22 protein-coding genes are annotated in these 24,516 nt (G+C 60.8%); 13 read left to right on the forward strand and 9 right to left on the reverse strand.

Annotated elements, in window-relative coordinates; translation table 11 throughout:
- The first annotated feature begins 9 nt into the window (after window positions 1-9).
- From A3OQ_RS0111995 to A3OQ_RS0112015, 4 genes are all read left to right on the forward strand, one after another.
- Window positions 10-408: an iron-sulfur cluster assembly protein gene (locus tag A3OQ_RS0111995; RefSeq protein ID WP_020175633.1), complete on the forward strand. Its 399-nt coding sequence runs from the start codon at window positions 10-12 to the stop codon at window positions 406-408.
- Between the two features lie 188 nt (window positions 409-596).
- Entirely contained in the window at window positions 597-968 is a 372-nt protein-coding gene (locus tag A3OQ_RS0112005) for a HesB/IscA family protein (RefSeq protein ID WP_020175634.1), read from the forward strand.
- Between the two features lie 122 nt (window positions 969-1,090).
- A complete protein-coding gene (locus A3OQ_RS0112010; protein ID WP_020175635.1) occupies window positions 1,091-1,609 on the forward strand; it encodes a GlcG/HbpS family heme-binding protein in 519 nt (172 codons plus the stop codon).
- 155 nt (window positions 1,610-1,764) lie between these two features.
- Window positions 1,765-2,295, forward strand: coding sequence for a GlcG/HbpS family heme-binding protein (locus A3OQ_RS0112015; RefSeq protein WP_020175636.1), 531 nt, complete (start codon window positions 1,765-1,767; stop codon window positions 2,293-2,295).
- 101 nt (window positions 2,296-2,396) lie between these two features.
- On the opposite strand, the gene A3OQ_RS0112020 is transcribed toward A3OQ_RS0112015, so the two are convergent.
- Window positions 2,397-3,902 (reverse strand): DEAD/DEAH box helicase, encoded by a 1,506-nt coding sequence (locus A3OQ_RS0112020; RefSeq protein ID WP_020175637.1) that lies wholly within the window; start codon window positions 3,900-3,902, stop codon window positions 2,397-2,399.
- A gap of 493 nt (window positions 3,903-4,395) precedes the next feature.
- A complete protein-coding gene (gene erpA / locus A3OQ_RS0112025) occupies window positions 4,396-4,746 on the reverse strand; it encodes an iron-sulfur cluster insertion protein ErpA (RefSeq protein ID WP_020175638.1) in 351 nt (116 codons plus the stop codon).
- A gap of 128 nt (window positions 4,747-4,874) precedes the next feature.
- On the opposite strand from erpA, the gene A3OQ_RS0112030 reads away from it, so the two are divergent.
- From A3OQ_RS0112030 to scpB, 6 genes are all read left to right on the forward strand, one after another.
- Window positions 4,875-6,095 (forward strand): deoxyguanosinetriphosphate triphosphohydrolase, encoded by a 1,221-nt coding sequence (locus A3OQ_RS0112030; protein ID WP_020175639.1) that lies wholly within the window; start codon window positions 4,875-4,877, stop codon window positions 6,093-6,095.
- 17 nt (window positions 6,096-6,112) lie between these two features.
- Window positions 6,113-7,894, forward strand: coding sequence for an arginine--tRNA ligase (gene argS, locus A3OQ_RS0112035; RefSeq protein WP_020175640.1), 1,782 nt, complete (start codon window positions 6,113-6,115; stop codon window positions 7,892-7,894).
- Window positions 7,895-8,064: 170 nt separating this feature from the next.
- Complete coding sequence (locus A3OQ_RS0112040) at window positions 8,065-9,600, forward strand: SPOR domain-containing protein (protein WP_020175641.1); 1,536 nt, start codon at window positions 8,065-8,067, stop codon at window positions 9,598-9,600.
- Between the two features lie 27 nt (window positions 9,601-9,627).
- Window positions 9,628-10,644 (forward strand): beta-N-acetylhexosaminidase, encoded by a 1,017-nt coding sequence (nagZ, locus tag A3OQ_RS0112045; RefSeq protein ID WP_020175642.1) that lies wholly within the window; start codon window positions 9,628-9,630, stop codon window positions 10,642-10,644.
- 48 nt (window positions 10,645-10,692) lie between these two features.
- Window positions 10,693-11,490, forward strand: coding sequence for a segregation and condensation protein A (locus A3OQ_RS0112050; protein WP_020175643.1), 798 nt, complete (start codon window positions 10,693-10,695; stop codon window positions 11,488-11,490).
- Window positions 11,491-11,525: 35 nt separating this feature from the next.
- Window positions 11,526-12,335 (forward strand): SMC-Scp complex subunit ScpB, encoded by an 810-nt coding sequence (gene scpB / locus A3OQ_RS22205; protein ID WP_020175644.1) that lies wholly within the window; start codon window positions 11,526-11,528, stop codon window positions 12,333-12,335.
- A 220-nt stretch (window positions 12,336-12,555) separates the two neighbouring features.
- On the opposite strand, the gene A3OQ_RS0112060 is transcribed toward scpB, so the two are convergent.
- The 6 genes from A3OQ_RS0112060 to A3OQ_RS0112085 form a co-directional block, all read right to left on the reverse strand.
- Window positions 12,556-13,698 carry a calcium:cation antiporter gene (locus tag A3OQ_RS0112060; RefSeq protein WP_020175645.1) on the reverse strand — a complete coding sequence of 381 codons (1,143 nt, stop codon included), beginning with the start codon at window positions 13,696-13,698 and terminating at the stop codon, window positions 12,556-12,558.
- A 123-nt stretch (window positions 13,699-13,821) separates the two neighbouring features.
- Window positions 13,822-14,496, reverse strand: coding sequence for a Crp/Fnr family transcriptional regulator (locus A3OQ_RS0112065; protein WP_026595762.1), 675 nt, complete (start codon window positions 14,494-14,496; stop codon window positions 13,822-13,824).
- Window positions 14,493-15,632, reverse strand: coding sequence for a response regulator (locus A3OQ_RS0112070; RefSeq protein WP_020175647.1), 1,140 nt, complete (start codon window positions 15,630-15,632; stop codon window positions 14,493-14,495). The genes A3OQ_RS0112065 and A3OQ_RS0112070 overlap by 4 nt, the downstream gene beginning before the upstream one ends.
- Window positions 15,633-15,785: 153 nt before the next feature.
- Window positions 15,786-18,134 carry an ATP-binding protein gene (locus A3OQ_RS0112075; protein WP_020175648.1) on the reverse strand — a complete coding sequence of 783 codons (2,349 nt, stop codon included), beginning with the start codon at window positions 18,132-18,134 and terminating at the stop codon, window positions 15,786-15,788.
- 122 nt (window positions 18,135-18,256) lie between these two features.
- Complete coding sequence (locus A3OQ_RS0112080; RefSeq protein WP_020175649.1) at window positions 18,257-20,119, reverse strand: AsmA family protein; 1,863 nt, start codon at window positions 20,117-20,119, stop codon at window positions 18,257-18,259.
- Between the two features lie 49 nt (window positions 20,120-20,168).
- Window positions 20,169-20,540, reverse strand: coding sequence for a DUF2147 domain-containing protein (locus A3OQ_RS0112085; protein WP_020175650.1), 372 nt, complete (start codon window positions 20,538-20,540; stop codon window positions 20,169-20,171).
- Window positions 20,541-20,670: 130 nt separating this feature from the next.
- Here A3OQ_RS0112085 and A3OQ_RS0112090 point away from each other — a divergent pair, with 130 nt between their 5' ends.
- From A3OQ_RS0112090 to A3OQ_RS0112100, 3 genes are all read left to right on the forward strand, one after another.
- Window positions 20,671-21,660 (forward strand): aldose epimerase family protein, encoded by a 990-nt coding sequence (locus A3OQ_RS0112090; protein ID WP_244427138.1) that lies wholly within the window; start codon window positions 20,671-20,673, stop codon window positions 21,658-21,660.
- 53 nt (window positions 21,661-21,713) lie between these two features.
- Entirely contained in the window at window positions 21,714-22,634 is a 921-nt protein-coding gene (locus A3OQ_RS0112095; protein ID WP_040581008.1) for a bifunctional 5,10-methylenetetrahydrofolate dehydrogenase/5,10-methenyltetrahydrofolate cyclohydrolase, read from the forward strand.
- 123 nt (window positions 22,635-22,757) lie between these two features.
- The gene (locus tag A3OQ_RS0112100) at window positions 22,758-23,447 is read left to right on the forward strand and encodes a Crp/Fnr family transcriptional regulator (RefSeq protein ID WP_020175653.1); all 690 of its coding nucleotides are present in this window, start codon (window positions 22,758-22,760) and stop codon (window positions 23,445-23,447) included.
- 60 nt (window positions 23,448-23,507) lie between these two features.
- On the opposite strand, the gene A3OQ_RS0112105 is transcribed toward A3OQ_RS0112100, so the two are convergent.
- Window positions 23,508-24,347: an FTR1 family iron permease gene (locus A3OQ_RS0112105; protein ID WP_020175654.1), complete on the reverse strand. Its 840-nt coding sequence runs from the start codon at window positions 24,345-24,347 to the stop codon at window positions 23,508-23,510.
- Window positions 24,348-24,516 lie beyond the last annotated feature (169 nt).

Consider the following 24,516-nt stretch of genomic DNA (forward strand, 5'->3'; position numbering starts at 1 on the left):
GAGCGATTTATGTCCGAGGCTCAAACCGCAGACGCAGAAGCCACAACGGTTCCGCCGAACGACCCACAGTGGATCTTCTCCGACGATGTTTCGGAGAAGGAGCGCAACCGCTTGAGGGGCGATTGCGTCGCGGCCTTCAAGACGATCTTCGACCCGGAGATTCCCTGCGATATCTACGAGCTGGGTCTTATCTACAAAGTCGATGTCGACGAGAACCGGTTGATCCGCGTCGAGATGACCTTGACGGCGCCGGGATGTCCCGTCGCCGGACAGATCACGGAATCGGTCGAGACGGCCATCGGCACAGTGCCTGGCACCCTCGGCGTGGTCGTGAGCATCGTCTTCGAGCCGCCGTGGGAGCAGGGCCGCATGTCGGACGAGGCTCGGGTCTCGCTCGATATGTTCTGACCTTGAGATGTTTCGCGGCCTTAGCGGTCGCGAAACCGTTCAATTCATCTTTCCTTCTGATAAGCGGCTGAGAAATCAGCCGCTTTTTTATTGCCGGCGGGCTGCCTCGCCTGCCAGAGGCTGCAAATCGGCGATTGAGTCCCCATATCCGGATCACGAAATGGACTTCAGGGCTCAAGGAGCTAGGCATGGCCTCGAGATTTGCAATTATGTCCGTGACGGAGGCGGCGGCGGCGCGCGTCCGGGACTTGACGGAAACAGCCGGAAAGCCGGTGCTGGGTCTGCGGGTTGGCGTCAAGAACGGCGGCTGCGCCGGCATGGCCTATACTGTCGAATTCGCCGACGAGCTGGGGCCGCTCGATGAGGTTGTCGAAGACAAAGGCGTGAAGCTCGTCGTCGACCCGAAGGCGCTCATGTTTTTGCTCGGCACGGAGATGGATTATGAGACGAGCACTGTCTCTTCCGGCTTCGTCTTCCGCAATCCCAATCAGGTTGGGTCATGCGGCTGCGGTGAATCCGTCACATTGAAGCCGGCCGATGCGGTCAGCGCTTCCTCCTGAAACAAAGCTTGCCACGACCCCGCGCGGCAAGCTTTGACTTCGGCCTTTCGGCGGATAGGCTTTGGGCTTAGGCCTAATAGAATTGGCTCATTGACCAGCAAAGATAAACGCGGGGGGAAATCATGCGCGCCATTTTTGGGCTTGCGATCGGCCTTGCCTTGATCGCGGGGGGTAAGGCTATGGCGGAAACGCCGCTGCCGTCTCAGGCACCCGTGCCGGAGCAAATGCCTTTCAATATTCCCTATGGACCGACGGTCGATCTTGCGAAAGCCAAACAGCTCGCGGCGGTCGCCGAGGCCGAGGCCATCAAGCATAATTGGAAGATGGCGATTTCTGTCGTCGATCCTTCCGGCGCTCTCGTCTATTTCGAAAAGATCGACGATACGCAATTGGCCTCGGTGATCGTGTCGCAGAAAAAGGCCAGCACGGCGGCGCTCTATCGCCGGCCGACCGCGGTCTTCTACGATGCGATGGAGACAGGCCATCCCTCGGTTGCGACGCTCGATCCTCATCCGGTGGCGTCAGCCGGCGGATTTCCGCTCGTCGAAGGCGGTAAGCTGATCGGCGCGATCGGTTGCAGCGGCGGCGCGCCGGTTCAAGACGCGGTGGTCTGCAAGGCAGCGGTCGATACACTTCACTAGAACACGATTCACTCATCGAGCCGTCATTGCTTCGCTCGCAATGATGGTCTTCGTTGTGCTTTCGCCTTCACGAAACAATTGATCGTCCCGACCCCTTTGGGGCGACGGTGGCTGCCATATTTCCCTCCTGGATTGAACCGGGGAAGGGACCTATCATGGCGCGCGCGAGCTTGGGGTTTGTGATCGGTTTGACAATGATCGCCGGATGCGGTGCGGCCTTTGCGCAGGCGTCGACGCCGCTGCCGTCTCAGGCACCCGTGCCCGAGCAAATGCCTTTCAACATTCCGATCGGCCGGTCGATCGATCTCGCCAAAGCCAAGGAGCTTGCCGGCGCCGCCGAGACGGAGGCCGCAAAGCGCCATTGGAAGATGGCGATCTCGATCGTCGATCCCTCGGGCGAACTCGTCTATTTCGAGAAGATGGACGACACGCAATTCGCGTCGATCCAGATCGCGCAAGCTAAAGCCCGCACGGCCGCGCGTTTTCGCCGTCCGACCTCGGCTTTCTATGATGCGATCGAGACGGGCCATCCGTCGATCGCCGTGATCGACCCGACGCTCGTCGGCATACCCGGCGGCCTGCCGCTGGTCGAGAATGGCAAACTTATCGGGGGGATCGGCTGCAGCGGCGGTGCCAGCGTGCAGGATGCCGTCATCTGCAAGGCGGGGGCGGACAAGCTGCAATAAGCATGATCCCGAAAAGTTGCAGACTTTTCGGCTGAGATCATGCGTTAGAAAAAATGAAAAAGAACGCCATTGGGATGCCGGATGCGTTTCCGGCATGTGCCTTAGTCCTGCTCTTCGACGACCTTCACCGGTTTCAGCTTGACTGGCCGCAGCAGGAACATGGGAACGTGATCGCCCATGCCGACGACAGGCGGATCATTGGAGACTTGCGCGCGCGGCCGTCTTTCAGTCCGCTCGGGTGCGGCCACACGTTCGGGCGCGGCGCGTTCCGGCGCCTCGCGGCCGTCGCGGCGTCGCGATTTTACGTTTTGACGCGGCAAGCGCGGTGGCAGGACGTCATCTGGCTCAGCCGCGGCAATGGCGGGGCTCGGCCGCTCGCCCGACGAAGGCGATGCACGCCGCCAGTTCCCACGCCCGCCACGCGTGCGTCCGCGCGGCTCTTCCGCCGGTGCTTCTTCAGGCGCTTCCGAGGCCGATGGCTTTTCGTTCATCCATTCGATCTTGGTCGCGATGAGTTTTTCGATTTCGTCGATATATTTTTGATCGGCATGGGTCACGATGGAGAGTGCTATGCCGCTACGTCCGGCGCGCCCTGTACGTCCGATCCGATGCACATAATCCTCTGCATGAGTCGGGACGTCGAAATTGAAAACATGGCTGACGTCGGGAATGTCCAATCCGCGCGCCGCCACGTCCGAACAGACGATCAAAGCAACTTCGCCCGATTTGAACGCATCGAGCGAGGCCATGCGCGCGCGCTGATCCATGTCGCCATGCAAGGCGCCTACGGCGTAGCCGTGTTTTTGCAGCGAATTATGGAGCAGCGCGACATCGCGTTTGCGATTGCAGAAGATGATCGCATTTTTGAAATTCTCGGCGTCCTTCGCTTCGCCGATGAGCCTGCGCAAAGTCTCGCGCTTGGCCGCGCCTGGCGCGGAGGCGACGAGCTTTTGGGTAATCGTGCTTGCGGTCGAGGAGGGCGGGGCGACTTCGATCCTGACGGGGTTATGCAGGAACGTGTCGACGAGACGGGTGATTTCGGGCGGCATGGTTGCCGAGAAGAACAAGGTCTGCCGCGTGAAGGGAACAAGCTTGCAGATGCGCTCGATGTCGGGAATGAAGCCCATGTCGAGCATGCGGTCGGCTTCGTCGATGACCAGAATTTCAATGCCGGTCAGAAGCAATTTGCCGCGCTCGGAAAAATCGAGCAGCCGGCCGGGTGTCGCAATCAGGACATCGGCGCCGCGGGTGATCTTGGTTTCCTGATCGCCGAAGGACATGCCGCCGATCAGAAGCGCGACATTGAGTTTGTGGTTGACGCCGTAACGCGTGAAGCTCTCTTCGACTTGGGCGGCCAGTTCGCGCGTCGGTTCGAGGATCAATGTGCGTGGCATTCGCGCCCGCGCGCGGCCCATTTCCAGGCGGCACAGCATCGGCAAGGTGAAGGCCGCCGTCTTGCCCGTGCCCGTCTGAGCAATGCCTAAAATATCGCGGCCGGCGAGGGCATAGGGTATGGCCTGCTCTTGGATGGGCGTCGGGTTTGTATAGCCGGAGGCATCGACGGCTTGCAGAACCTTTTCACTAAGGCCGAGTTCTCGAAACGACATTCTAATCCTAAGAAAAAACGAACATGAGGTTGGTTGAGTTGGCGATTGCATCGAGCAATGCGTGCCGGCGAATACCTGCTTCAGCCATCGTCTGTTCGAATCGCATATTTTGCAGCGGAGCCTTACCCGTTGCCGAAGCGCAGCTCTGTAATTTGAGATTGCGAAAGCCCGTGCCGACAGTCGAATGACGACACAGAGTTTGGCTTGCTTTTAGTCTTTAATGGGAAAGCAAAAAACGTGCGTTCGCTTTCTTGAAAAGAACGAAATCGCTCTTTTGTGCCGCGTCTGTGACGAGGCGGCATCTCACGTTCCCCACACATATGAGGCTAAAGTGCTGAAATGACAAGTCCTGCGAGGGCCGATTGCCTGGGGATAGAAGCTGAAACGCGCCAAAATGCCGCGCTATGTTTAACGGCTCTCAACTGGGGCTTTCTCTTTAAAAACAATAAGGCTCCGCCATTTCTGGCGAAGCCTTGCTTGAAATCGAAGGATTTTATACGGCGAAGCTTGAACCGCAACCGCAAGAAGCGGTGGCCGCCGGATTCGAAACCTTGAACATGCGGCCCATCAGATCGTCGATGAAATCGATCTGGCAGCCCTTCAGAAATTCGAGCGAGATCTGATCGACGAGAACGGTCGCGCCTTCGCGCTCCAGGACGAGATCGTCTTCGTTGCGCTCGGTGGTCACGGTATAGGTATATTGGAAACCCGAGCAGCCGCCGCCATCGACGCCGACGCGCAGAACCGAGCCGGGGGCCTCGGTCTTCATGATTTCTGCTACGCGGCGCGCGGCCGCCTCGGTAAGAATGACGACGGGGGCGTCGACGGTTGCGGCTTCACTCATGGGGAAAACCTCGGAATGATTGGGACTGGAGGAGGCCTCCGCGCCACAGCGCTTGCCTCGTTTCGATTTAGAGAAGATACGTCGCCTTGCCCCTAACTGCAACAAGTTAGGCCGGAAAACGAGTTTTCATGAAAGATTCCAGTTATCTCCCCCGGCGGGCCTCCTATGCCTCGGACGCCGCCCGCAGCCGCGGCCGTCTCTTGAGCGAGCCGTCCTCGCCGACTCGCACCGAATTTCAACGCGATCGCGACCGGATCATCCATTCGACCGCCTTCCGCAGGCTTGCCCACAAGACCCAGGTCTTCGTGCCGCATGAGGGCGACCATTTCCGGACGCGCCTCACCCATTCGATCGAAGTCGGTCAGATTGCCCGCGCGATTGCCCGGGCGCTCGGTCTCGACGACGACCTCGCCGAGGCGCTGGCTCTGGCCCATGACCTCGGCCATACGCCCTTCGGGCATACGGGCGAGGACGTTCTCGACGAGCTGATGGCGCCTTACGGCGGGTTCGATCATAACGCCCAGGCGCTCAGGATCGTCACCAAATTGGAGCGGCGCTACGCGACCTTCGACGGCCTCAATCTGACCTGGGAGACGCTTGAAGGGCTCGTCAAGCACAATGGGCCGCTTCTGGAAAAGGATGGCACGCCGGTGCCGCGTTATGCCGAGCGGGGCCTTCCGATGGCACTCGTCGAATATGACGCGATCAATCCCTTGGAGCTTGCGAGCTTTGCCAGCGGCGAAGCCCAGGCGGCAGCCATCGCCGACGATATCGCCTATAATGCACATGATATAGACGATGGGCTGCGCGCCGAAATCCTCGATTTCCAGCAGATCTCGGAAACCGATTTTCTGCGCGACATCGGCAGCGAGATCGAATCGCTTTATCCGGGTCTCGAAAAGCCGCGCGTCATTCACGAGCTGGTGCGGCGCATGATTACCCATTTCATCGAGGACGCCATCGAAGAAAGCCGGCGTCGTCTGTCGGAAGCGAAGATCGAAAGCGTCGAGGAGATCCGGGCCCGCGGCGAGCCCGTCATCGGTTTCTCGGAAGCGACGAACAGCGTCGATCGCATGGTGAAGAGCTTCCTGTTCCAGCATATGTATCGGCACCCGAACGTCACCCGCATCAGGGCCGATGCGCATGAAGTCATCATCAATCTGTTTCGCAGCTTCTTTGCCGAGGTCGAGCTGATGCCGAAAGAATGGGCGCATATGGCAGCGGCGATGCCGCCGAAGGAAGAAGCGCGCCGCGCGCGCCTCGTCTGCGATTATATTGCCGGCATGACCGATCGTTTCGCGCTGGCCGAACACCGCCGTCTTTTTGACGTTGCACCTGAACTCAGATAGGGCGCGATACTATCGCCATGAATATTTTTGCTGAATTCCAAGAGCGCATCGCATCGCATCTGGCGCGGATCGTGGCTTCCGGCCGCTTGCCGGCCGATCTCGATCTCGGCCGTTTTGTCGTCGAGCCGCCGCGCGACGCGACGCATGGCGATCTCGCGACCAATGCCGCCATGGTCTATGCGAAAGAAGCCAAGGCTTCCTTTGCCAATCCGCGCCAGCTCGCAACCGAAATCGCGGCCGTTCTTGCCGACGATCCAGATGTTGCGCAAGCCGAAGTGGCGGGTCCTGGCTTCATCAATATCCGCCTAAAGCCGGAAGTCTGGAGCAAGGTGCTGCTGGCGGCCTTGACGCAAGGCGCGGCTTTCGGCCAAGCGGGACCGGCGCCGGCGCTCGCCGCCCGCAAGATCAATATCGAATATGTCTCGGCCAATCCGACGGGCCCCATGCATGTCGGCCATTGCCGGGGGGCGGTCTTCGGCGATGCGCTCGCCAATCTTCTCGCCTATGCCGGCTATGACGTGACGCGCGAATATTATATCAACGATGCCGGCGCGCAGATCGATGTGCTCGCACGCTCCGCTTATCTGCGTTACCGCGAGGCGACGGGCGAGGAGATCGGTGCGATCCCGGAAGGGCTTTATCCTGGCGACTATTTAAAGCCCGTCGGCGAAGCGCTTGCGAACGAATACGGGATATCTCTCCTCAGCAAGACGGAGCCCGAATGGCTCGAGATGGTGCGGGTCATTTCGATCGAGGCCATGATGGGCATGATCCGCGACGATCTCGCCGCGCTCAACATCACCCATGAAGTCTTTTTCTCCGAACGCTCGCTGACGCGCGGCGCGGAAGGCGACGCGGTCATACGCGCGATCCAAGACCTGCGCGACAAAGGTCTCGTCTATGAAGGCCGTTTGCCGCCGCCCAAGGGCCAGCTCCCGGACGATTGGGAGGATCGCGAACAGACCCTGTTCAAGTCGACCGATTTCGGCGACGACGTCGACCGGCCTTTGATGAAGTCGGACGGCAGCTACACGTATTTCGCCTCCGATATCGCCTATCACAAGATCAAAATCGAACGCGGCTATGCGACTTTGATCGATGTCTGGGGCGCCGATCATGGCGGCTATGTCAAACGGATGCAGGCCGCGGTCGCGGCGCTGTCCGGCGAGAAAACCGTCCTCGACGTGAAACTATGCCAGCTCGTGAAGCTGATGCGGAACGGCGAGCCGGTCAAAATGTCGAAACGGGCAGGGGATTTCGTCACTCTGCGCGAAGTCGTCGATGAGGTCGGCGTCGATGCCGTGCGCTTCATGATGCTGTTTCGGAAAAACGACGCGCCGCTCGACTTCGACTTGAGCAAAGTCGTGGAACAGTCGAAAGACAATGCGGTTTTTTACGTGCAATATGCTCATGCACGCGGAAAATCAGTGCTACGGCAGGCGCTTACCACATTTGCCGGAAGTGATTTCTCAACCGAGAGCTTGGCTGGAGCCGACCTCTCTTTATTGACCGACGAGGGTGAGCTCGGGCTTATAAAGTTGATCGGGCAGTTTCCGCGCGCGATAGACGCTGCCGCCGCGGCGCACGAGCCGCATAGAGTAGCGTTTTATTTGCACGACCTGGCCTCGCTCTTCCACTCGCATTGGACGCGGGGCAAAGATCAGCCACAATTACGCTTTGTTAATGAAGATACTTCAAATTTGACCTTTGCGAGGCTGGCTTTGGTGACAGCCTTGACTTCGGTTCTTGCCTCGGGACTGAATATCCTGGGTGTCAGCGCACCAGAAGAAATGCGTTAAAACGCGGATTTAGAGTGCGTTTTACAGGACTTACGGGAAATAAACGCAAATTTTTGCCCGTTTGTTGCTGGATCGCCGCGATATTTTGGCCCGAAAGTCATGATGCTATTGGGCCGAATCTTACGGTTGCGAGGTATTGAGTTATGAGTGAGCCAGCAGCTAAGCGCCCGATGATCGATCTGGACGAATTCGAACGGCGTCTGCGCCGTCCGACGCCAGCAGCTGTGCATTCTCAGGAGGATCCGCTGGCCGAACTCGCCCGCCTTGTCGGCGGCGTCCAGGAAGATCCATTCAAAAACGTTTTCGAGCAGGACCGGCATCTGCCGCGTTCGCCGCGCTTCGCATCGGCTCAGGGCGGCGCAGCGCGCGTCGTGCAGACGGCGCCGCGGGTGCAGGCCGCGCCGCGCGTCGTGCAGGAGGATTTCGGCGCCGAGGACTATGCTGCGAGCGATCAGCATTTGCATGGCACGATTCATCCGCAAGTTTATGCCGATCAAAGCTATGCCGAACCGGATTATGCCGAGACTTATGCTCACGACGAGCAGGCGATGATGGCGGCTCAGGCCGGCTATCACGCGGCCTCGGCCGAAGATGAGAATTATGCCTGGTCGGAGGCGGGAGCGCCTGTCGGGGCTGCCGAGCCGATGAGGTCTGCGCTCGCCGATGCGCCGCGTTCGCGCCGGCCGCTTTATGTGATGGCTGCGATCATCGCAGCAGGCATCGCGGGGATCGGCGTCAGCTTCGCCTATAAGAGCAAGTCCGGGCCGCATGAACTCGCTATGATCAAGGCGATGAGCGGCCCGACCAAGGTCCAGCCGGATTCGCCCGGCGGCGCTGATGTTGCGAACCAGGATGCATCCATTCTCGACAAGACGCCGCAGCCGACGCCGGTGGCACTCGTCGATCACCAGGAGCGGCCCGTCGATCTCGGGCGTCAGCAGGCTGCGCCGCGGACCATCATGGCGGATGCCGCAGGATCCATGGGCGCGGCCAGCGTTCCCGTTCCTCCGCCGCCAACCAGCCAGCAAGCCGCGGCACCGCAGAACATCCAGTCCTATGGGATCGGTGCTCTGATCGAACCGAAGAAGGTCAAGACCGTCTCCGTGCGGTCCGACGGCACGCTGCTGCCAAACGATACGCCGCCGCAAATGCCGCAAAGCGCGCCCGCCGCTGCTCCTGCCATGCAGGCGCCGCATCCGGCAGCGCCCGCGACCTCGGGTGCAACGACGCCGAAGCCCGCAACGCCGAAGTCGACGGCACGTGTCGTCACCACGCCGAAGCCGCAGTCGGCCGAGCAGCAGGTTGCCGACGACAACGGCGAGGCGCCCACTGCGCCGGCCGCCGCCACGCCGGTGGCTCCGGCGCCCGTGAAACCGAAGCCTGCATCTGCGAAGCCGATGAAGGTCGCCGAAACGGAAACCACGGATTCCATTCCGGATGGCGCGGACAAACATGCCTCGGGCGGTTCATTCGCCGTGCAATTGGCAGCTCCCGGATCCGAACAGGAAGCGCATGACCTGACCAACAAGCTCGCATCGAAATTCGGCAGCGAGCTTAAGGGCCACCACCTCACCTATCACCGGGCGAAAGTGAACGACAAAACCGTCTTCCGTGTCCGCGCGGCCGGGATGTCTCACGAAGAGGCAACAGGGATTTGCCAGAAGCTCCAGGCGAGCGGTGGCTCCTGCTTTGTCGCAAAGGACTAGGCCGGAACTTGAAAGCACACAATTGAGATGCGCGCTTTCGTCTGCGGCTGCTCCGGCTTGGTGCTGAGCGAGGACGAACGCGCCTTCCTGCGTGAGACTGAGCCTTTCGGTCTTATTCTCTTCAAGCGAAACATCGACACACCCGCGCAAGTGAAGGCGCTTGCCGACGCTTTCGCCGATTGTCTCGGCCGCGACCATGCCGCGATCCTCATCGATCAGGAAGGCGGAAGGGTCCAGCGCCTCGGGCCGCCGCATTGGCGGACCTATCCGCCGGCTTTCCGCTTCGGGCAGACGCGTCTGCCGCTCGACCGGCAAGCCAAGCTCGTGCGCGGCGCCGCGCGGATCATGGCGCATGATCTCCGGGAACTTGGCATCACGGTCGATTGTCTGCCGGTGCTCGATGTGCCGGTGCCGGGCAGCCATAGCGTCATTGGCGACCGCGCCTATGGCGATACGCCCGAGACCGTGGCGACGCTCGGCCGAGCTGCGGCCGAAGGGCTGCTCGATGGCCATGTGCTGCCGGTGATGAAACATGTGCCGGGCCACGGCCGCGCCATGGCCGACAGCCATATGGAACTGCCGATCGTAACGGTGCCGGTCGAAGCTTTGAGGCAAAGCGATTTCGCGCCGTTCAAGGCAAACGCGGATCTGCCCGCCGCGATGACTGCGCATGTCGTCTATGAGGCGCTCGATCCCGAGCGGCCCGCGACACTCTCGCCTCTGGTCGTCGAGACGATCATCCGGCATGAAATCGGCTTCGACGGGCTGTTGATCAGCGACGATCTCTCGATGCGCGCGCTGAAAGGCTCATTTCGCGACCGGGCCGAGGGCCTTTTCGCGGCAGGCGTCGACATAGCGCTTCATTGCAACGGCGACCTGCAAGAGGCGCGCGCCGTCGCCGCCGGCACGCCTCTGCTCGAAGGCAAAGCTCTGGAACGGGCGGACGCCGCCATGGCCAGGCTCGGCGGCAAGCCTGCCGCGGGCGATTTCGATCCTGTGGACGCCTGGAAAGCGATCGAAGCCGAGCTTGCGATCACCGCTTGATCGGGCCATGATTCCGATAAAGTAACCATGCGTTAGGAGATTGATTCGGTGGCGGACCTGCCGTTCGACGAACAAGAGCAAATCAAGAGCGAAGGCGAGGCTGCTTTTCTGGTCGATCTCGACGGTTTCGAAGGGCCGCTCGACCTTTTGCTCGATCTTGCGCGCCGGCAGAAGGTCGATCTGCACAAAATCTCGGTCCTGGCGCTTGCCGATCAATATCTCTCCTTCATCGCCGAGGCGCGGCGCGTGCGGCTCGAACTCGCCGCCGATTATCTCGTCATGGCGGCGTGGCTTGCCTATCTGAAATCCAGGCTTTTGCTGCCGCAAGGTCCGCAAGATGCGGAGCCCGACGGTACCGAGCTTGCCGAAGCGCTCGCGTTGCGCCTGCAAAGGCTGGAGGCGATCCGCGCCGCGGCCGATGCGCTCGTCAACCGGCCGCGCCTCGATCGCGATGTCTTCCGCCGCGGCCAGCCCGAGCAGCTCAACATCATCTCGACCACGTTTTGGCAGGTGAGCCTCTACGATCTTCTGTCCGCCTATGCACGGCAAAGACAGAAACAGGCGCTCTCGACCATGCATATGCCAAAGCGCTTGGTCTGGTCGCTGATCGAGGCGCGAGCGGCGCTTGAGAAGCTCGCCGGTCAGGCCTTGGACTGGACGTCGCTTGATTCCTATCTCATCGAATATTGCACGACGCCCGAGATGCGGCGCACGGTTCGCGCCTCGGCTTTGTCGGCCATGCTCGAAATGGTCAAGGAGGGTACGGTCGCGATCAGACAGGACCGGGCCTTCGCCCCGATCTGGATCAAGAGTGCGCCGCGTGTGGTGGATGCGGCACCGGTTTGATGGCACTCGGCGGTTAAGTTTTGGAGGAGAGATTTTTGGGCGAGATCGCAAGATTGTTTCCGCACCTTGAAGGTGAAACGAAGATCGAGAACGAATCTGAGTCCTCTGACGCGCTTTTTGGCGAGGCCATCCGCATCGCGGAAGCCATGCTGTTTGCCGCGGCTGATCTTCTGGACGAAGGCGAGATCGCCAGGCGCATGCCCAATGGCATCGCCGTTTCGCAGGTGCTGGCGCAATTGAAGCAGGATTATGCCGCGCGCGGCGTCAATCTCGTGCGGGTGGGTCATAAGTGGATGTTCCGCACGGCGGCGGATCTCGGCTGGCTTTTGTCGCGGACCGAAACCGAGCCGAAGAAACTCTCCCGCGCGGCACTCGAGACGCTTGCGATCGTCGCTTATCATCAGCCTGTGACGCGCGCCGAGATCGAGGATATTCGCGGCGTCGGCATTTCAAAAGGCACGCTCGATCTGTTGCTCGAAACCGGCTGGGTGCGTCTGCGCGGTCGCCGCAAAGCGCCGGGACGCCCTGTCACTTATGCAACGACCGAGACTTTCCTATTGCATTTCGGCCTCGAAGCGATCGGCGATCTGCCGGGCCTCGAAGAGCTGAAAGGGGCCGGGCTTTTCGACGGCCGCCTGCCGAAGGAATTCCAGATTCCGCTGCCGAACGACGATCTGGCTTTGACCGCGGACGAAGATCCGCTCGAAGACGAAGCCCTGGAGCCCTTGCTCGACATCGACCAGCCTGATCCGGAGCGCGAGCAAGAGCCGGAAGAGGGCGACGGCGAGGGCGACGATTTCAATGACAAGCCGCTCGAAGACGACGACGGCGAGATCGAAGATTAGAAGCACGATCCGGGGTCAGGACTTCATCGTGACCTGAGGAGCGTCATTGCGAGCGAAGCGAAGCAATCCAGAGGCAGCCCGCTCAGACAATGGCATGGATTGCTTCGGAGCCATAAGCCGGCCTTCAGCCGGGCGTCTTTATTCTTTTCGACGGGCGTGCAGAGCACGCCCGTTGGCTCACGGCTCGATGATTGAGTCCTGATCCTAAACCAGCGGTTTTTCAATGCTCAAAAATGAGCATGAAAAACGCCATGAAGAGGATGAGATGCACCGCGCCTTGCAGGACGTTGGTGCGGCCGCTCGCAAAGGTCACGACGCTGACGGCGAGCGTCAATAGCAGCATGAGAAAATCTGTGTGCTCAAGGCCAAGCGTGATATCGCGGCCGGTGACATGGCTGACGATCAAAATCCCCGGCACGGTCAGCCCGATGGTCGAGAGCACCGAGCCCAGAAAGATGTTCACCGACCGCTGCAAATGGTTGGCAACGGCCGCGCGGACGGCGCCGATGGCTTCCGGCGTTGCAACGAGAACCGCCATGATCACACCGCCGAGCACCGCCGGAGCGTGCATCGTCTCTAGGATATGATCGACCGGATGCGCGAGCTGCTCGGCCAGAAAAACGATCGGCAGCATATAGGCGGCGAGCAGAAGAGCATGCACGATGAACGGCGCCTCGCTTTTCTCGGCCTTATGATCCTCGGGGATTTCTCCGGCGACCGTGAAATAGCCGCGATGGCGGCCGGTCTGCATGGCGAGGAAGGCGCAATAGAGGATGCCCGAGGTCACGACGAGAAACATCCGTTGCATGGTCGAGAGCGTCGGGCCCTCCGTCGTCAATGTGTAATTCGGCAGGATCAGTGCGAGCACGGCGAGCGGGATGATCACGCCGAGATAGGCATTCGCGCCTTGCAGATTATAGTGCTGTTCGCGGTGGCGCCAGGCGCCGAGCAGCAAGGACAATCCCACCATGCCGTTGAGGACGATCATTATCACGGCGAACATGGTGTCGCGTGCGAGGGTCGGATTGTTGTCGCCGTGCGTCATCACGGCGGAGATGCTCATCACCTCGATCGAAGTGACCGACAAGGTCAGGATCAGCGTGCCATAGGGTTCGCCGAGCCGCAATGCGAGCTGTTCGGCGTGACGCACCACACTTAGAGCTGAGCCGAGCACGGTTGCGAAGAGCCATCCGAAAATCAGAGCCCACCGGAAGGGGTTCGCCAGATCGGCAAGCAGAAAGTCGCCGGCGACGAAAAAGGCGAGACTCGTCGCGTAGCTAAAGCCTAAAAACCAATCTTCGCGGATGAGCTTTGATATTTGGACTTTCTTGCGCGCCGGTTGCGCCTGCACGTTTTGAAGCATAACCATCCCGGAGTGATTTTGATCGCGAGACGGAACTATATCCAATATCTCGACAATCCGCTTTAGGCTTGTCTCAATTTATGCGTATATTTGAAAGCTTGCCTTGACCATTTTTGATCGCGTCTACTCCGCGCCTGTTTCCCGCATGAGCTTCTCGCGGTCGCGGATCAAAATGCGCCCGCGGCCGAGATCGAGAAGGCCAGCGCGCCGCCAGATCTGCAATTGCCGGTTCACCGTCTCGCGCGCGACGCCGACATAATTCGCAAGCCGGTCCTGCGAGATGTGAATTTCCATGCCGAAATCCTCGACGAGGATGGCGAGCCGCCGCGCCAGGCGCACCTGAAACGGCAGCAGCGCCGTTTCCTCCATACGGTCGCTGACCCATCTGATGCGCTGGCATAAAAGCTCGATGACGCGGATCGCGACACGGGCATCTTTTTCGAGATAGGCAAGAAAGTCGCTGCGACGGAGCACGAAAAGCTCGCTGGCTTCCGCCGCTACGGCATCGGCCGTGCGTGCCTGGCCGTCGAAAAGCGCGATCTCGCCGAAAAGATCGCCGGGTCCAAGCACGTTCAAGGTCAGAGTGTCGCCGGACGGCGTGCCCGTTTCGATGCGGATCTGGCCGCGCCTGATGCCGTAAAGTGCATCGCCTTTGTCGCCTTTGACGAAAAGCGTCTCGCCTTCGGGCAAGGTGCGTTTCTGACAGAGACTGGCAAGCTTCTCGATCGCTTGCGCATCGAGCCCGGCGAAGAACGGATTGATCCGTAGCAGCGCCGCGAAGTCGCCGGGCTTATTCAGCTTCGCGCTCCGATGATCTCGAAGGCTTCGACGGCGCGGCGGAAGCCCTTCAGGTTGAGCGTGCCGATGGATCTGGCGTCGAATGTCTCTTCGATCACGTTGAAGACGCGCTGATCGACGAGGATCTGGCCGGGCTTGGCCTCGTCGCAAAGCCGCGAGGCAAGATTCGTCACCGTGCCGACCGCGGCATAATCGAAGCGGCGCTCGAAGCCGATCTTGCCCAAGGTTGCGTAGCCGAGCGCGATGCCGATTCCGAAGCCGAGATCATGACCGCGCTTGCGCCATGTCCGTGCGAGCACTTCGACGCTCTCGCGCATCTCGACCGCCATGCGCACGGCCCGCATCGTATGATCGGGGCAGGAGAGGGGGTCGTTGAAGAGGGTGAGAAGCCCGTCGCCTGCGAAACGTTCGAGCGTACCTTCATAGCGGTCGATCAATTGCCCGAGTGCGTGATGGAATTCATGCAGGACCGCCATCACCTCTTCCGGCTCGGCGATCTCGGTAAACGCGGTGAAGCCGCGCAGGTCGCAGAAGAGGACCGTGACTTCGCGCCTATGGCTGCGCAAAAGGTCTTCCTGCTCGCTGCTGGCCGCGATGACATCTGCGACCTGCGGCGACAAAAAGCGCTTGAGGCGGCTCATGCGTTCGATTTCGGTGACCTGTTCGGTGACTTTCTGAGCGAGCGACTGGTTCCAGTTCTCAAGCTGCTTGGTCTGCGCCGCCAGTTGCACGGTCTGATCCTGAACGACATCGTGCAGAGCCTTGATCCGCAACATGGAGCGCACGCGCGCGATGAGCGCCGCCTGATCGAAGGGCTTCGTCAGATAATCGTCGCCGCCGGCATCGAGGCCGGCGACAATATCGGTGCGGTCGGCCTTGGCCGTCAGGAGAATGATCGGAACGAAGCCGAAGCGCTGATCCTGCTTCAAGATCTTCAGGACCGAAATGCCGTCGAGCTTCGGCATCATGATGTCGAGCAAGATGAGGTCGGGCAGATGTTCGCGGGCCTGGGTCAACGCCTCTTCGCCGTCCATAGCGGTCACGACCTCATAGCCATGCGCCTCGAGGCGCATGCGCACGATGTCGAGATTTTCGGGAACGTCGTCGACCGCAAGAATACGCGGCGGGCTGCGCACTGTTTCCACCCTCTGAAAAAACTGCTGGGTACACTATTACCTGAAAAACGTCGAGATTCGCCGAGTTTTTGGTCTTAGGCCGTTTGTTTCAGGAAGGTGGGGCATTTCGGGCGCATGTGTATTGGACCTGCCCGAACTTTTTGAGATTATGCTTTAGGCTGCCCGGCGCTCCTGATCGACGCGGATCGGGATCAGAACCCGGAAAATCGATCCCGTACCAGGGGCCGACGTCACGCTGATCGTCCCGCCATGCATGTCGACGAAGCGTTTACTGATCGAGAGCCCAAGCCCGGTACCGCCCTTGATCCTTGTGCTCGTATTGTCGGCCTGCTGGAAAGCCTCGAAAATACGGGCTTGGTCTTCGGGCGCGATGCCTGGCCCCGTGTCTTCCACGCAGAGTTCGAAATCTTCGTCGATCACCTTGGCGCGGATAGTCACGCCGCCGGTCTCGGTGAACTTGATCCCATTGCTCACAATGTTCAAAAGCACCTGCGTCAGGCGCCGTTCGTCGCCGAAGCCCGCCGGAAGATTGTCGGCGATCTCTTGAGTGACCTTAAGGCCCTTGGCATGAGCGAGCGAGCCGGTGGTGCCGACGACCGCTTCGATGACGTTTCGCATCGAATAGGCTTCGAGCATCAATGACATTTCGCCGGCCTCCATTTTGGAGAGGTCGAGAATATCGTTGATGAGACCCAAGAGATGGGTGCCATTGCTCTGCACGCGGGCGATGACGGGCTTGGCGCGTTCCGGCAATTCGCCGTAAAGCCCGTCCTGCAAAAGTTCAGCATAGCCCAGAACCGCGTTGAGCGGCGTCCTGAGTTCATGGCTCATATTGGCGAAGAAGAGCGATTTATGCTCGCTCGCGATCGCCAATTGGCGTCCCTTTTCCTCGACCTCATGGAAGAGATGCGCATTGTTCATGGCGAGCACGCATTGGTTCGCGAAGGATTGCATGAGAGCGACCGTATTGGCCGGAAACCGTCCGGGCGTGCGGCGTTCCACGATGAGAACGCCGAGCACATCGCGCGAGCCGACGAGCGGCACGATCAGAGCCGATTTGAATCCGGCCGCGAGCGTCGCGGCGCGCAAGGGAAAATCCATGGCGTCGGCGATCTGCGGAATCTGGATCGGTTTCTTATGCGCGGCGATCTCGCTCAAAAGACCATCGATGCGGTTGAGCCGCACCGCGCGGATGGCCTGCACGAAACCGGGATCGAGCCCATGCGCCTCGGCGAGCTTGAAGGAGCGCAGATCGCGGTCGAAACTATAGATCGCGCCGCCTTCCGCCTGAGCAAGATCGGCGGCGCGTCCGACGATGGTTGCGAGAACGTCGGTCAGATCGAGAGACGCCGCGACCGAGCGTCCAACTTCATCAAGCGCCAATAATTCGCGGACCGATTGGGCAAGTTCTCTTGTCCGGTCTTCGACCTTCAGCTCCAACCGGACGTAGGAGTCCTGAAGCTGCCGCGCCATGCGGTTGAACTCATTGGCGAGAGCTTCGATCTCGTCGCCGGTATGGACATCGATCGGATGGTTGAAATCGCCCGCCGCAAGCCGCGAGGCGCCGGCCTCTAGCGCTTTGATCGGGACGCTCATGCGCCGGGCCAGCGCAATGCTGGTGACGATGCAAAGCGCCAGGCTGAAGGCGAAAAGCCAAAGCAGCCGCGCCAGGAGCGCATAGACCGGCCCATAGGCCTGCGACAGCGGCTCTTCGACGAATAAGAACCAGTTCAGGCCGGGAATGGGCGCATAGGCCGAAAGCACCTCCTCGCCGTCGAGGTTCTTGCCGATCTCGACCGGCTGTTCGGCGCCTTTCATGGCTGCGGCGACTTGCGGCAGATGCGAGAAATCGGCATGGCGCGACGCGACGCCCGCATTGGCATGGGTGATGAGGCGGCCGTCCGCCGTCACGATATAGGCATAGACGCCGGAGCCGGCTTGAATGCCGTTGACGATATCGGACAGGTAGCGAAGCTCGATATCGGCGATCGTCACGCCGCCGCGATTGCCCGGATGCGCCATGAAGAGCTGCATGCGCGGGCCATTCGGCGTGAAGCGCACGGGACCGAATTGCGGCTTGTCGATCTGCGCGGAGCGAAATGCCAGCGCATAATCGGCCTCGGTCGCGGTAGCCGATCCATCGCGCGAGAGATTGAGAATCAGGCGGCCGGACCCGTCGAGCTGCGCGATCCCCGCGATCGCAGGCGTATGTTCGAGGATTGTTTCGTCATCCGCGCGGCGCTGCTCGGATGTGACGGAACTGGCGCGGGTCGCCCAACTGATCTGCCGCTCCATTTCGGCGAGGAACTGCTCGACCTTGAGCGCGGCGGCATCCGCCTTCTCGCCCTGCGCGTGCAAAAGCGCATGTTTCGTGTCGCGATAGGTGATCCAAATATCCGTCGCGCCAATGATCGCGAGGACAAAAATCATCAGCCCGACAAATGAGGTGACGTATTTCCCGAAGAGCGTCCGCCGCCAGGGCCGATTGAGGTGAAGGTTCACCGCGAAATACTCTCACCAATGTCCGCAGGCTGAGTTTCGCCGCAAAATGTCATACTCGCGAACATTCGGCAAAGCGGCGGCAAGGAATACCGTGCGCCGCAGCTAGGCCTTGTCCGATCGTGTTAACGGCCACGTCTGCCGGGCTGGTCCGGCATGCCGCCGCCGCCAAGGAGACCGCCCAAAAGATCGCCCATGCTTTTCATCGTCTCTGCGTCGGGCATTTGGCCGCCGGCGCCGAGCCCGCCACCAAGTCCGCCGCTACCGCCCGCGCCACCGCCTAGAAATTCCTGGCCAAGCGTCGAGAGCTTTTCGATCGCGTGCGGATCGTTCAACAGGCCGCTAAGATCGGCTGAAACCTGCGGATCGGTCCAAGCTCCGCGAACGAGAATGGCCGCGCCGAGATCGAGGGGTGAGACCGCCGCTTGCTGTTTGGCCGCGGCGGCATCTCTGCCGGCCTGGGTCACGACCTTCGGCTCGAAGCGCAGATCGAAGGTCTGATCGGCAAGCCCGACGTTGCCTTTGCCGCGTGCATCGATGATCGGGCTCGCAGCATGCAGATCGTTGGTGACGGCCATGCCGTCCTTGATCGCGAAGGTTCCGTCGAGAACTGTCACATCGATGCGGTTCGACAGGCTTTGCCAAGCTGGCGGCAGATAGGCGAGAACAGCGCGCAAGGTCGAAGGGGCGTTGATGCCGGTGATCGCGCCGTCATGGAAATGCAGGCGGCTCGTGCCCGTCAAAGCGCTCGCCATGGCATGCGAATCGGAGCCGGTCGTCTTCAAGCTCACGGCCATGTCGAGCCTGCCTTCGAGATGATTGAAACGCGCGGCATCGGCGAGAAGCGGGGCGGTGTTGACGCTCGCAAGCACCATGTCGAGGCTTTCCTGCGGCACTGGCCGATTGCCGTCGACGGCGAGATCGGCGCGCATCGTCCCTTGGTAGAAGTCGGCGCTTTGCAGGCCGAGCTTTAGAAACCCGTCGCTCAGATTGGCTTTCGCCTGGAGCGATCCGGCCTTCACCGATCCGGCTTTCAATGTTTTGACGCGCGCATCGATGGCAATGTCCAAAAGCCGCGACGGGCTCAGATCCAAAGGCTGATCATTGAGCCGGTCGAGCGTGTCGCGGAGGTCTCCGGCAGGGACCGCGTCGAGATTGACGGCGCCGATCGACAGCTCATTGGCGACGAGCGTGAGCGAGAGGGCCGGAACGTCTTTCGACCAGTCGAGCGCGCCTGTCGCTTTCACCTGATTGGGGCTGAGCTGCTGCGGGCCCGCCGCGAAATGCAAGGCGTTATCGGTCAGAAGAATCTCGCTTTGCAATGTCACCGGCGTCGCGCCGAGATCGGCGTTGATCTCGGCTTTCAGCGTGGTCGGTGTGCCCGCGGCAAGATCCTTGAGCGAAGCCGCCTCGGCTTTGAATCTGACGTCATGTCCGCTCAGTCGGCCGTTGCCCGAAAGATCGAGCGCGCCATTGTCCGCGGCCTGCACACGAAGGTCGATGGCTTCGGCATGGACCTTCGCCTTGCGCGCCTTGTTCTCGATCGTGATGGCGCCGTTCTGGATCGTGACGCCGTCGAGCTTCGCCTCCTCGGCGAGACGGCTCATCTTGTTTTCGGGGACGGTAGGCGCGGCCTTCTTCGTCTCGCCCTCGACAATATAGAATTGCGGGTGGATCAAGGTTGCATGCGCGATGCGCGGTTTGCCTGAAACGAGGCATTCCCAGGTGAGATCGAAACTCACCCGGTCCACCGCGAGCACGGGATCGTGGCTTGGATCGGAATCGGTCAAGCGCAGATCATCGCCGGTGAAATGAAGCTCGGGCCAAAAGCCGAGATCGGTTTTCGTGAAATGGGCCTGGAGACCGGTCTTGTCTTCAATGCGCCGGGCGAGCGCATCGACGAAAAGATGTTCGAGCGCAAATCCCGCGCCGACGGCCGCCGCGGCTATTGCGAGACCGGCCGTGCCAATTTTCAAGGCCCATTTCATTGTATCGTTCCAATCAAATTGATGGCGGGTCTAATATGTCGCTAAAAAGTCAGTGTTGGACGCGGGCCCATTTCTGGCCGCCGCAGATCATGCCGCCCATGACGCAGCCTTCGACCTTCAAAGTCTCGTCGTCTTGCATCGACATGCGCGCCGCATATTTTTGCCCATCGCGGACGTTGACGACCGTGCCCGACCACAAAGCGCCGTTCGGGCGCATGCTGATCAAAACTTCTTGGCCGACCACGTTCTGCCCCTCTTGCGACCAGGACACGAAGCCGCACAAATTGCTGCCGCAGGGACGGATCGAGACATTAGCGCTTCCGTCGGCGATGCGCCATTCCCCGACGGGGCCAGCCAGGACTTGCGCGGCAAAAGACATCGAAAGAACGGAAGCGGCTCCGATCAAAGACAGAATTTTCATGACGTCCTCTTGGTGCTGTGAAGTGGGAATGGCTTCGACTTAAAAAGCATGATCGAGTCGGGTTTTGGCTTCTGTGATCGAGGTCACACTCGAGGGGAGGGAGTCGCGATCTTGTGCAGGAGCGTTGCAATTGAGTAACGGTTCGTGGAGGGGCCGTATCAGGCTGCGGTCGGGCGATGCCGTCGCGGAGATCTCCAGCGGAGGCGCGGAACTGCTGCGCTGGGACGTAGCTGGCGAGCCGCTGCTCTGGATGCCGGACGCGGCGATCTGGGCCGAGACGGCGCCCATTCTCTTTCCTGTGGTCGGCTGGACGCGTGGCGGCGGGGTGCGGGTTGGCGGCAAGCTCTATCCGCTTGGGCTGCATGGCTTTGCGCGTCACATGCAGTTTCGCGTTGCGCGCCTCGCCGAAGATTTCGTCCGGCTGACGCTGGACAGCACGCCGGACACGCTGGCGCTCTATCCTTTCGATTTCAGGCTCTGCGTCGATTACAGGCTCGAGGGTCGGTCTTTGCGCGTCGGCCTGAATGTTACCAACCGCGGGCCGGGGCCTATGCCTTATGCCTGCGGGTTGCATCCGGGTTTCCGCTGGCCGCTTGGCTCTGGCGGCCAGATCCGGCATCGGATTATCTTCGATACGAAAGAAGATCCCTATGTGCCGGAGATTACTGCTGCGGGACTTTTCGCGAAGACAAGCCGGTCCGTGCCGCTCGACGGCCGCGTGCTTGAATTGACCCCGGAGCTTTTCGCGCGCGAGGCCCTGTGCTTTTTGAATGCCAGAAGCCAAGGCCTTCGGTTCCAGGCGGAAGACGGCGCGGCGCTCGACATAGAACTTGAGGATTTTCCCCATATCGCGCTTTGGGCGAAGCCGCCGGCACCATTTCTCGCCATAGAGTTCTGGACAGGCCATGGCGACCCGGACGGGTTCGACGGCGATTTATCCGCCAAACCCTCGATGCGGCTTTTGCGCCCAGGGGAGAGCGCCTGCCATGACGCGCGCTTTGCCTTCACTCCGGCGGTTTTGGGACAGGATTCGGGGCGGGGCTTGGCAGCCCGGCGCAAGTCTGACAGAGAAGGTCGAAACAAGACCCATTTGGCAGAAAACGGGAGCAAGCGGGATTGAGCGAGGCACTCAGCACAGCGGCAAATACGGTTGAAACCGCGTCGGACGGCATTTTGCGCCCATCGGCAGGCAAGGCCCTGATCATCGATGGCAAACGCGTTTCGGAACTCGTCCTGGCCGAGACCGCCGAAAAGGTGCGCTCGCTCGCCGCTTCCGGCTTGAAACCCGGCCTCGCCGTCGTCCTCGCCGGAAACGATCCGGCGAGCGCCGTCTATGTGCGATCGAAAGGCAAGGCGGCCGAAGCCTGCGGGTTTTACTCAGTGCAGCACACGCTGCCCGATACGGTCTCTGAAGCCGAAGTGCTGAAGCTCGTCGAGGATCTCAACGCCGATCCTTTGATTCACGGCATCCTGGTTCAATTGCCTTTGCCGAAGGGCATCGATTCGACGCGCGTGCTGGCGGCGATTTCGCCCGCCAAGGATGTCGACGGCTTTCATCCGGTCAACGTGGGCCTGCTCGGCGTCGGCGAGATCGACAAGGCGCTCGTGCCTTGTACGCCGGCCGGCTCCATGGTGCTCATCGAGCGCGCCGCGGCGGCGCTCAACTTCGAGGTCTCGGGCTGCAACGCGGTCGTGCTCGGCCGCTCCAACATCGTCGGCAAGCCGATGGCGCAATTGCTTCTATCGCAGAACGCAACGGTGACGATCGCGCATTCGAAAACCAGGGATCTGGCGGGGGTGGTCGGGCGCGCCGATCTTCTTGTCGCCGCGGTCGGACGGCCGCAAATGGTGCCGGGAAGCTGGATTAAGGAAGGCGCGCTTGTCATCGATGTCGGCATTAACCGCATTCCGGCGGAAGGCCTGACCGCCGACGGAAAGCCGAAGACCCGGCTGGTCGGCGACGTCAATTTCGACGAGGCGATCGCACATGCCGGCGCGATCACGCCGGTTCCGGGCGGCGTCGGCCCGATGACGATCGCCATGCTGATGGCCAATACGCTGAAGGCGGCGCTCAGGATCGCCGCGGCGCGCTGATCCGTTAACGGACGGCACTTTGGCGGGCGTAACTTCGGCGCCCGGCTTGTCAGAGAGCTGCAAAGGCTTCACAAAAGCGGTCTGCCTATATCGGAATCTTCCGGTTTGGGGGGCGAATAGCCAATGCAAACTCTTGGACGTGTTCCTTTCTTTAAAGATATCTCGGATCTCGAATTCGATCGGTTTGATCGCCGCTGCGCCTGGCGCCGTTACGACGACGGCGAGGTCGTGGTCGATTACGAGGATGAATCTTCCGACGTCTATTTCATCATCGCGGGCGAAGTCCGCATCTTGATCCGGACGATGGCCGGCAAGGAAATCATCCTGGCCGAAATGCGGGCTGGGCAGTTTTTCGGCGAATTATCGGCGATCGACAGCACGAAGCGCTCCGCCAATGTCACGGCTTTGACCAAGTCGGAATTGTGCATCATGCCGGCGGCCGTCTTCCGCGAAATCATTTTCGCTTCGCCGATCAGCTGCGACAGGGTGTTGCGCCTGCTGACGGGCCGCGTCCGTGAACTCAACGCGCGTCTGGCCGAACATTCCATCTTCGACCTGAAGCACCGGCTTTATTCGGAGCTTTTGCGCATGTCGAACCCGCGTCCCGGCAAGCCCGCCGAAAAAACCGTGACCCCGCCGCCGTTCCATCATGTGCTGGCGGCGCGAATCGGCTGCCGGCGCGAGCAGGTCACGCGCGAGCTCTCCGCCATGGCGCAGGAGGGCCTCATCGAAAAGACGCGTGGCGCCTTGGTTCTGCTGAAGCCGCAGGTCCTTGAAGCGCGGCTCAACGAGGCCATGCGCGAAGACGGGTGACGTTTTCTCTATTCTTTGGGACGCATGATCTTGGTCCGAAAAGTCCGCAGCTTTTCGCGATCATGCTTTATGCGTCGCGAGCCTTTGCATCGGCTTCGGCGGCGGCGTCATCAGTTTCATCAGGCTGAAGATGATCAGCAGCGCGCCGAGATAGACGGCAAGCTGCAATTGCGTCGGCTGGTCGGAATAGCCGAGCAGCGTCTGGAACACCCGGCCGATCATGCTGTTTTCCGGCAGGACGCCGGTCGTGTTCCACATGATCCTGTCGAATGTCGTGATGATGCCTGCCTGCTGCAAAAGCCCGGCGCTCTGTGCCGCCATTCCGGCCGCCATGAAGGCGATCAACACGCCGGTGACGCGGAAGAGATAGCGAAGCGGAATATTCGCCAGACCGACAAAGGTGACGAAGCTGATGGCGACGCCGAGCCCGAGGCCCGTGAGGCCGCCGGCCAGAAGGCCGAGCCCAGACACGCCGCTCGAAATAACGATGCCATAGAGAAACAGCACGACTTCGGCGCCTTCGCGCAGAACCGCGATGCCGACGACGACCGCAAGTGCCAAGAGAGACCGCGCGCCGGTTTCGACGTCATGGCCGATCTGGCGGATGTGATCGCTCATCTCGCGGCCATGCCGCGCCATCCAGACATTGTGCCAGGTCAGCATCAAAACGGCGACTGCGAGGATCGAGGCGTTGAAGACTTCCTGCCCGAAACCTTCGAGCGCGTCTGAAATCTCTTTCGCGAAGACGGCGACGATCGCCGCGGCGGCGAGACCACTCAGAAGCCCGGCGACGATATAGGTCATCCGGCCCGGAATGTTCTTGGTGGCGGCCAGCACGATGCCGACGATCAGTCCTGCCTCGATGACTTCACGCAAGACGATGATCAACGCACCAATCATTCTCAAGAACTCCTGATCGGGAAGGCTGGCGGCGGCCCTGACTCTAGCCAAGCATCAAGCAGGCCAGGAAAAGCGCGATCACCGTGGATCGCGCTGCGATGATCATATGACAATCTTAGAAATAGCTCACAGATAGCCGTTCCGCAATAAGTCGCTGGAATCTTTAGAA

Source organism: Methyloferula stellata AR4, assembly GCF_000385335.1.
In the GTDB taxonomy this organism is placed as follows: Bacteria; Pseudomonadota; Alphaproteobacteria; order Rhizobiales; family Beijerinckiaceae; genus Methyloferula; species Methyloferula stellata.